General features: G+C 49.1%; 5 protein-coding genes. 3 read left to right on the top strand and 2 right to left on the bottom strand.

The features are described 5' to 3' along the window. The 3 genes from RYL88_RS00865 to RYL88_RS00855 all read left to right on the top strand — a co-directional run. Window positions 1–943 (top strand): biotin/lipoyl-containing protein (locus RYL88_RS00865; protein ID WP_314988561.1); only part of this gene is annotated, 943 nt, incomplete at its 5' end. An 18-nt stretch (window positions 944–961) separates the two neighbouring features. Continuing rightward, window positions 962–2,539 (top strand): phosphoenolpyruvate carboxykinase (ATP), encoded by a 1,578-nt coding sequence (pckA, locus tag RYL88_RS00860; RefSeq protein WP_314988560.1) that lies wholly within the window; start codon window positions 962–964, stop codon window positions 2,537–2,539. 16 nt (window positions 2,540–2,555) lie between these two features. Next, entirely contained in the window at window positions 2,556–3,959 is a 1,404-nt protein-coding gene (locus RYL88_RS00855) for a CAP domain-containing protein (RefSeq protein WP_314988559.1), read from the top strand. 708 nt (window positions 3,960–4,667) lie between these two features. On the opposite strand, the gene RYL88_RS00850 is transcribed toward RYL88_RS00855, so the two are convergent. Both RYL88_RS00850 and RYL88_RS00845 read right to left on the bottom strand, forming a co-directional pair. Next, window positions 4,668–5,807: a glycosyltransferase family 9 protein gene (locus tag RYL88_RS00850; protein ID WP_314988564.1), complete on the bottom strand. Its 1,140-nt coding sequence runs from the start codon at window positions 5,805–5,807 to the stop codon at window positions 4,668–4,670. 28 nt (window positions 5,808–5,835) lie between these two features. Next, complete coding sequence (locus RYL88_RS00845) at window positions 5,836–6,867, bottom strand: glycosyltransferase family 4 protein (protein ID WP_314988558.1); 1,032 nt, start codon at window positions 6,865–6,867, stop codon at window positions 5,836–5,838. Window positions 6,868–6,882: the final 15 nt, after the last annotated feature.

The following is a 6,882-nucleotide window of genomic DNA, read 5'->3' as shown; positions in this document are numbered from 1 at the left end:
GCCGGAAGCCGTGCAGGTTAGCCCGCTAATACCGTTTAGCCCGATGCCTGGCGGCGCGCTAACGGCAAATACCCAAATGATGCGCGACAATAATATCCTGGATAAATTTCCAGAAGTCATCCTTGCCATGCGCGAAGTCGTACAAAAGGGCGGCTACGGCACGAGCGTGACGCCGGTGAGCCAGTTTTATTTCCAGCAGGCGTTTAACAACGTGATGTTTGGCCCGTGGAAAAAGATCGCCGAGGGCTACGGCAAAATGGTACTAGGCTACTTCGGCAAGACGCCGGTGGAGCCCGATAAGAGCGTAGTTAAGCTAGCTAGCGAGCAGTTAAGCTTAAAACCGACCAAAGAACACGCCATGGATATCGCGGATAAAGACGAGAGCAAGTCGCTTAAATTTACGCGCGAGCTGCTTAAAAAAGAGGGCATCGAGCCTAGCGAGGAAAATATCTTTATCGCTGCGGCGTGCAAAGAAAAGGGCATCGCGTTTTTAAAAGGCGAAGGTAAGGTAAATATCCGAAAAAAATCGACAAATGCGTGCGAAACGAGCACGCCGACCCCTCGCGCGAAAACCCCGATAAACGAAAAATACAGCGTCACCGTAAACGGCAAGAAATTTGACGTCGAGGTCACGGACGCTGACGGCAAAGCCGAGATAAAAAGCGTAAAACCCGCAAGCGTAGCGCACATGCCGCCTCCTGAGCTCTCGCCCGCTAAAACGACCGGCGGCAGCGGCGAACCGGTAAAAAGCACGCTTCCTGGAAACGTGTTTAAAATCCTAGTCGCAGTGGGCGATAGCGTGAAAAAGGGGCAAAGGATGTTCGTGCTAGAGGCCATGAAGATGGAAATAGACGTAAACGCTCCAAAAGACGGGCTGGTAACGTCTATCGAGGTACAGCAAGGACAAACCGTAGCAAACGGTCAAATTTTAGCGAAAATTTAATCCAAAAAAGGAAGAAAAATGGTAAACGAAATAGAAAAATTGGGTCTTAAAGATATAAAAAAAATCAACCACAACCTAAGCTACGACGAGCTTTTTGAGCTTGAAAAGGCGATGGGCGAGGGACGCGTATCAAGCAACGGCACCTTTATGGTCGATACCGGCATCTTTACGGGTAGAAGCCCCAAGGATAAGTACTTCGTAAAGCAGGACCCGAGCCAAAAATACATCGCCTGGGGCAAGGTAAATCAGCCTATCTCAAAAGAGCTTTTCGATAAGCTTTTAGCCAAAGCTAAAGCCCAGCTAAGCGGCAAGGAAATTTTTATCCAAGACGCATTTTGCGGCGCGAGCAAATCCAGCCGCAAAAACGTGCGCTTCGTAACCGAAGTCGCGTGGCAGGCGCATTTTGTAAAAAATATGTTCATCCGTCCAAGCGAGAGCGAGCTAGCAGAATTTAATCCCGATTTCGTCGTTTACAATGCGTGCAAATGCAAAAACGAAGATTACGCGAGCGACGGGCTGCATTCCGACGTTTTCGTTATCTTTAACGTCGAGGAAAACGTCGCGGTTATTGGCGGCACGTGGTACGGCGGCGAGATGAAAAAGGGAATTTTTTCGATGATGAACTACTGGCTGCCGCTTGCGGGCAAGATGTCGATGCACTGCTCGGCAAACGTGGGCAAAGAGGGCGACACGGCGCTATTTTTCGGCCTAAGCGGCACGGGCAAAACTACGCTATCGACCGATCCTAATCGCAAGTTAATAGGCGATGACGAGCACGGCTGGGACGATGAGGGTATATTTAACTTCGAGGGCGGCTGCTACGCGAAATGCATAAATTTAGACCCGAGCAGCGAGCCTGAAATTTACGCCGCGATCAAACGCGACGCGCTGCTTGAAAACGTGGTCGCCAACGAGGCCGGCGTAGTAGACTACAAAGACGGTAGCAAGACCGAAAACACCCGCGTCAGCTACCCGATCTATCATATCGATAACTACGAGCCAAGCTCCGCGGGCGGTCATCCCAAAAACATCATCTTCCTAACCGCCGACGCATTCGGCGTTTTGCCGCCGGTCGCAAAGCTTACTAAAGAGCAGGCGATGTATTATTTTCTAAGCGGCTATACGGCAAAAGTCGCGGGCACCGAGCGCGGTATCACCGAGCCCGTGGCGACCTTTAGCGCGTGCTTTGGCGAGCCGTTTATGCCGCTGCACCCGACCGTTTACGCTAAGCTACTGGGCGAAAAGATCGACAAACATAATGTTAGCGTCTATCTCGTAAACACAGGCTGGAGCGGCGGCGCGTACGGCGTGGGCAAGCGAATGAGCATCAAAGCCACGCGCGCGTGCATAAACGCGATCTTGGACGGTAGTATCAAAAAGTGCGAATTTGAAAATTTTGGTATTTTTAACCTAGCGATCCCAAAAGAGCTCGCAGGCGTCGAGACGAAGCTGCTAAATCCGATCAACACGTGGGAGAACAAGGACGAATACGTCGCGACTCGCGATAAACTAGCGGGTATGTTTGAGGCAAATTTTAAACGCTACGAGGACGTAAAAGAGGGCGTAGAATACGCAAAAGCAGGCCCTAAGGCTTAAATTTAAAGGGCGCGGGTTGAGATTTTACTCTGTAAAACGCGGGCTTAAATTTAGCCTTTTAGCCTGCGCCTTTTTTCTTTCTGGTTGCGATATCTTGAGCGGGCAGGATAAAGACGTCGCGCTAAAGTCCGCCAAGCAGCCCGAGTTTTCTTTCGTTCCTGACTCCGACGCGGTCTCGTATCTAAACGAGTACCGCCGAGGCTCCGGACTCTCTGGTCTAAAACAAAATCAAATTTTAAGCCAAGCCGCCAAAAATCATGCCGACTATAGCGCCCAAAACGAATACATGGGGCACGATGAGACGGCTGGACGGGCTAAATTTAGCGGCGCGGACCCCGTTAGTAGAGCTATCGCAGCCGGATATAAGTCGCGACATATTCTTGAAAATATCGCTTATAAAAATGACTTCAAAGAGGCGGTGGACGGGCTGTTTTCGGCGATTTATCACAGATTTGCGTTTTTAAATTTAAGCGTCGATGAGGTCGGCTACGCGCTCGCGTCCAAGGATAAATTTAACGCCTTCGTCTTTGAGATGGGCAACTCGCGCCTTAACGCTTTTTGCGCCAGAGGTGCGAGCGATACGGGAGCGGGGCGGTTTTATACCAACGTCTGCGCAGATAAAAATCTAAAAATAAAAGACGCTAAATTCGATAATTTTACCGGCTCTAGCAAGCCTTTCGTCAAATTTCCCGGCTCTACTGCGGTGACGCCCTATTTTAGCGGCGAGATACCAGACCCCTTCCCAGAGTGCAAGATCACGGCAAATCCCGTTAGCATCGAGTTTAACGCAAATGCGGGCGAGATAAAATTTAAGGATTTTGAGATATTTAAAGACGGGCAAAAGCTTCAAAATTTGCACGTCATCACGAGTAAAAACGACGTAAATTCTAAATTTAGCAAAGGGCAGTTTGCGGCTTTTGCGCGGGAGGTTTTTGACTTCGGCGCACAGTACGAGGCGGTTTTTAGCTACGAGCAAGCAGGCGCGCGAAATCAAAGCGCCCAAAACGCGGGCGCGCAGGTAAAGCAGATAAAATGGAGCTTTAAAACCAAAACCCCGCAAAATCCATATTTCGACGCGCGCGACGGCGACGTGCTGGGCGTGGATGCAGGTAAGACTTATGAGATATTTTTCCGCCCCAAAGACTGCAACGACCTCATGACGCGCTATGTTTATAAGGTCTCCAGTTTTGCCGAAGCGCAAATAAAACAAAGCGGCACGAACACGCTAAGCGTGAAACTAAAAGGCCTAGCAGGCGATACGCTAAGCATCACGGCGGGCGGCATGAGCGTCAAGGTGCGGCTCAAAACCAGCTCGCCCGAAGCCGTGCGCGAGAGGAGGGCGTTTTACGTGAGGGCGGGGCTGATGATCGCCGGCGTGATCGTGATTTTTGCGCTGATTGGCAGAAAGATGAAGCGGTAGGATTAACTATAGCTTAGCGTAATCTTAATAAACCTCATAATTTTACGGCGATTAATTAAATCGCGTCCCTAAGTCGGCTATTTTCGGTTAATTTTGGGAAAATCGCAAAATTCGCAGCGGCGTTTACGATAGGCCGACCTTGCGAATGCGGCAAAAATGGACGTAAATCAAACTAGGCGGTTATGATCTGGGGTTAGCTTCAAAAGAGTCTAAAAAAATGAGCGATAGGCGAGCTGCGGATACAAAATCGGCCCATAAACCTAAAATTAAGATTTGCGTAAAGCGCGCCACGGCGGACTAGAGACGGCAAACGGCATGCGCGAGGCGCTTAATTGCGCCATAAAACCGTATGTGGGCATTCTGCTTTTGCTAAGGCTACTCTATATGCATTTAAAAATAATTAATTAAATCTATGAATATACCGATACTAATTTTTTATTTTTAAAACTCGAATTTACGCGGTCGTTTCAAAAATCTTCAAATATCTATCGTTTAGGTATCAAAGAAAACAACCGAGTCCGTTAGCGATAGCTTTACTTTTTGTTGCTTCTAAATTAATGCGAGTTCTTGAGAATTTTATTAATTTGGGCGGCTTGCTTTTGACATTTTAGCTACGCAGAACCGTTCTCATATAAATATCGCAATGCTTTAGCGCTAAAATAACGAAGCGCCGATTAAAAGTAGAGTTAAAACGCGATTTATCTATTTTTAAAAATTTATTTTTTCGCGTTTTTTAATAAACTCCCGCTCGATCGTTTGGATGACTGCTTGCGGCGAGAGGTCTTTCATACAGGCGTGGGTTTTTAGCGGACAGACGCGCTTCATGCACGGCATACACTCTAAATTTAGGTGCAGGATGCGGGCGTTTTCGTTGCGCCACGGACAGGTTTGTGTAAATCTCGTCGGCCCAAAAAGCGCGATCGTAGGCGTATTGTAGGCTGCGGCGATATGCATCGGGCCGCTGTCGTTCGTGACAAATATCCCGCCGCTTTGCCCGATGCCGCCGATATTTTCGCAAAGCTCCCGCACGCCCGTTTTGCCCGCTAGATTTAGGCACTCTGCGCCGTTTTCGCGTAAAATTCGCTCGATCTGCTCGCACATATCCCGCTCGCCCGCGCCACCGAAAATCATAATCTTAAATTTATCTTTAAAATGCAGCGCCACCTGCGCGAAGTAGGCTGGGTACCAGCGTTTGGCGCTTCCGTAGCTAGCTCCCGGATTTAGCCCGAGCACCGGAGCGTCAAATTTGCGCGGCTCAAAGTAAAGCCTTAGTTCGTCGTCCGCCCGTTTTAAATTTAACGCCGCTTTGACGAATTTTAGGTATTTTTGCACCTGATGCGCGCCGTCTTTGCTCTTTTGAAAAATAAATTTTCGCTGCGTCCGCGCTCCAAAAAGCAAAATTTTACTCGCAAACGAGCTTCTAAAGCTAAAAGCCGCGTCAAATTTACCGAGATTTCTAGCCTGCCAAAATAGCCGCCAGAGCCTAAATTTAGCCTTTTTGCTGTTATCAACGACGACGCGTTCGCAGTTTGGGTGAGCCTTAAAAAGCTCGCACGCCGCAAACGAGCCGAAAAATACGATTTTGACTTGCTCTCGTGCATCTTTTTTTAAATTTTGCGGATTTTGATTTTCTTGCGCGTTTGCCGTCAAATTTGCGCCGCGGTCAGCTTCAAATTTACCGTCCAAATTTGGCGTATCGTTTTTAAAAATTTGAATTTCTTGCGTTACCGAGCCGAAATTTTGCGACGAAAAGCTAAAATCTCGCTCGTTTTCAAATTCGTCCGTCAAATTCCCCGCGTCAAACGCCGCCGCGTGCTTTGCGATGGCCTCTACCGCGGCGCTTGCCATCACGGCGTCGCCCAGCCAGGTCGGCAGCTCAATCAAGATTCGCACGCACTATCTCCAGCGTCGCGTTCGCGTTTTTTTCGATACTAAACTCGCTAGCAAGCGCCAAATTTCGCTCTTGCAGCATTGCTAGCCGCTCGTCGTCGTTTAGGATTTCATCGATCAGAGCGCAGATATCGTAGTCTTGCGGCGAACTCATCACAAACTCCTCGGGTAGTATTTCCGCGGCACCGTTTTGAGCGGTCGTGATAGCGACGCAGCCGTAGCTAAGCGCCTCCAAAACGACGTTTGAAAACGGCTCGTACGCCGTCGGAAACAAAAACAGCTCGCTGCCTTCGTAAAATCTCGCCGTACTTTTTTGCGCACCCGTAAATACGGCGTTTAGGCCTAGTTCCTTGGCTAGATTTTTGTAGCGGGCGGCGTTTTTGTCGCGGCCCACGATCAGGCAGTTTACGCGGGTTTTTAGGCGAGCCGCGATGCGTAAAAACCCGCTCGCGCCCTTGCGTTTAAAGCCGCTTCCTACAAACAGTAGCGTCGGCAGGTTAAAATCAAGTCCGAATTCCTCGCAAAGAGCGAGCTTTGCCGCGCCTTTTTGCACGCGCGCGGGCAAATTTACGCCGTTATAGACGACTGCGATCTTTTCCTCTGCGACGGCGTAGGTTTCGCAAATTTGACGTTTTATGAAATTTGAGTTGGCGATGATTTTTTTTGCGTTTTTAAAAGTGCGCTTTTCAAGGTAGGGAATGACGAAATTTAGGGGGTTTACAAACCAAAACGGCTTGGTTTTCATATAGACTTTATGCACGCCGTCGCCCGCGCGGTAGATGTCGGCGCAGGTGATACGCTCTAAGCTAAAATAAATCTCGTCCGCGCCCTTTTGCTGCCTTGCTTGCGAGTTAAAAAGCAGGGCTTTGATCCACGAGCTTAGCTTTTTGCTGCCGTTAAATCCGCGCGTTTCGCACGCAACGCCCGAGTCTTTTAGAGCCTTAACGAGCCGCGAGAGATATCTCTGCGCCCCGCCGATAGCGCCCGGATCGAGCCTTAAAAATACTATTTTTTTCATGTTCGCCTTTAAAAT

It is taken from the genome of uncultured Campylobacter sp., assembly GCF_963517995.1.
GTDB lineage: Bacteria > Campylobacterota > Campylobacteria > Campylobacterales > Campylobacteraceae > Campylobacter_A.
The sequence above is the reverse complement of the archived record's forward strand: the minus strand, read 5'-3'. Positions and strand labels throughout refer to the sequence as shown.